Genomic DNA, 2,749 nt, shown 5'->3' with positions numbered 1-2,749 from the left:
GGGTTAAGCCCTCGACCGATTAGTATTCGTCAGCTGCATGCATTGCTGCACTTCCACCTCGAACCTATCTACCTCGTCGTCTACAAGGGGTCTTACCAATGTGGGAAATCTCATCTTGAGGGGGGCTTCACGCTTAGATGCTTTCAGCGCTTATCCCTTCCGTACTTGGCTACCCAGCTGTGCCTCTGGCGAGACAACTGGTACACCAGCGGTACGTCCATCCCGGTCCTCTCGTACTAAGGACAGCTCCTCTCAAATTTCCTACGCCCGCGACAGATAGGGACCGAACTGTCTCACGACGTTCTGAACCCAGCTCGCGTACCGCTTTAATGGGCGAACAGCCCAACCCTTGGGACCTACTTCAGCCCCAGGATGCGATGAGCCGACATCGAGGTGCCAAACCTCCCCGTCGATGTGGACTCTTGGGGGAGATAAGCCTGTTATCCCCAGGGTAGCTTTTATCCGTTGAGCGATGGCCCTTCCATTCGGTACCACCGGATCACTAAGCCCGACTTTCGTCCCTGCTCGACCTGTACGTCTCGCAGTCAAGCTCCCTTCTGCCTTTGCACTCTGCGAATGATTTCCAACCATTCTGAGGGAACCTTGGGGCGCCTCCGTTACGCTTTAGGAGGCGACCGCCCCAGTCAAACTGCCCGCCTGACACGGTCCCTGTACCGGATTACGGTACCAGGTTAGAACCTAGATACGATCAGGGTGGTATCCCAACGGCGCCTCCACACAAGCTGGCGCTCATGCTTCGTAGGCTCCCACCTATCCTGTACAGACCGTACCCAAGTTCAATATCAAGCTGCAGTAAAGCTCCATGGGGTCTTTCCGTCTTGTCGCGGGTAACCTGCATCTTCACAGGTATTAAAATTTCACCGGATCTCTCGTTGAGACAGCGCCCAAGTCGTTACGCCATTCGTGCGGGTCAGAATTTACCTGACAAGGAATTTCGCTACCTTAGGACCGTTATAGTTACGGCCGCCGTTTACTGGGGCTTCGGTTCACAGCTTCGGATTACTCCTAACCGCTCCCCTTAACCTTCCAGCACCGGGCAGGCGTCAGCCCGTATACTTCGCCTTACGGCTTCGCACAGACCTGTGTTTTTGCTAAACAGTCGCTTGGGCCTTTTCACTGCGGCCCCCTCGGGCTATTCACCCTACCGAGGCACCCCTTCTCCCGAAGTTACGGGGTCATTTTGCCGAGTTCCTTAACGAGAGTTCTTCCGCGCGCCTTAGAATTCTCTTCCTACCTACCTGTGTCGGTTTTCGGTACGGGCACCTTCTCCCTGGCTAGAGGCTTTTCTTGGCAGCTGGAGTTCAAGTTCTTCGGTACTGCAATGTTCCCTCCCCATCACAGCTCAGCCTTACGACATGCGGATTTCCCTACATGCCAGCCTTACTGCTTGGACAGACTCTTCCATCCGTCTGCAACTCTTCCCTTCTGCGTCACCCCATTGCTCATAACGGTTCACGGTGGTACAGGAATCTCAACCTGTTGTCCTTCGACTACGCCTTTCGGCCTCGCCTTAGGTCCCGACTGACCCTGAGTGGACGAACCTTCCTCAGGAACCCTTAGGTTTTCGGCGGACAAGATTCTCACTTGTCTTTTCGTTACTCATACCGGCATTCTCACTTGTATGCAGTCCAGCGCTCCTTCCGGTACACCTTCATCCCGCATACAACGCTCCCCTACCCCTATACACCTAAAATGTACAAGCCACAGCTTCGGTGGTGTGTTTAGCCCCGTTACATTTTCGGCGCAGAGTCACTCGACCAGTGAGCTATTACGCACTCTTTCAATGGTGGCTGCTTCTAAGCCAACATCCTGGTTGTCTGTGCAACTCCACATCCTTTCCCACTTAACACACACTTTGGGACCTTAGCCGATGGTCTGGGCTGTTTCCCTCTTGACGATGGATCTTAGCACTCACCGTCTGACTCCCGGGGCACAAGCAAATGGCATTCGGAGTTTGACTGAGCTTGGTAACCCTTGGCGGGCCCCGCACCCAATCAGTGCTCTACCTCCATCGCTCGACTCCCGAGGCTAGCCCTAAAGCTATTTCGGGGAGAACCAGCTATCTCCGAGTTCGATTGGAATTTCTCCGCTACCCCCACCTCATCCCCGCATTTTTCAACATACGTGGGTTCGGGCCTCCAGTGAGTGTTACCTCACCTTCACCCTGGACAGGGGTAGATCACACGGTTTCGGGTCTACGCCTACGTACTCATTCGCCCTATTCAGACTCGCTTTCGCTGCGGCTCCGTCTCTTCAACTTAACCTTGCACGTAAACGTAACTCGCCGGTTCATTCTACAAAAGGCACGCCATCACCCCTTAACGGGCTCTGACTTCTTGTAAGCGCACGGTTTCAGGTTCTGTTTCACTCCGCTCCCGCGGTTCTTTTCACCTTTCCCTCACGGTACTGCTTCGCTATCGGTCGCTAGGGAGTATTTAGCCTTAGCAGATGGTCCTGCCAGATTCATACGGGGTTTCACGTGCCCCGCACTACTCGGGATCCGTCTAGGCATACGCTCATTTTCGGCTACAGGACTGTTACCTCCTACGGTGGGCCTTTCCAGACCGCTTCACCTAATCAGCTTTTGCCACGTTGACGTCCCACAACCCCTGAGCCGCATGGACTCAGGTTTAGGCTCCTCCGCGTTCGCTCGCCGCTACTGACGGAATCACTATTGTTTTCTCTTCCTCAGGGTACTTAGATGTTTCAGTTCCCCTGGTCTGCCTTC

The 2,749-nt window shown here is 54.4% G+C and carries 1 rRNA gene; it reads right to left on the bottom strand.

The window, feature by feature from the left end:
* Positions 1-2,749 (bottom strand): 23S ribosomal RNA (locus tag PSHG_RS25790); the annotation flags it as partial.

It is taken from the genome of Paenibacillus senegalensis JC66, from assembly GCF_000285515.1.
Lineage (GTDB): Bacteria > Bacillota > Bacilli > Paenibacillales > NBRC-103111 > Paenibacillus_L > Paenibacillus_L senegalensis.
This window is presented reverse-complemented; position numbering and strand designations above follow the sequence as displayed.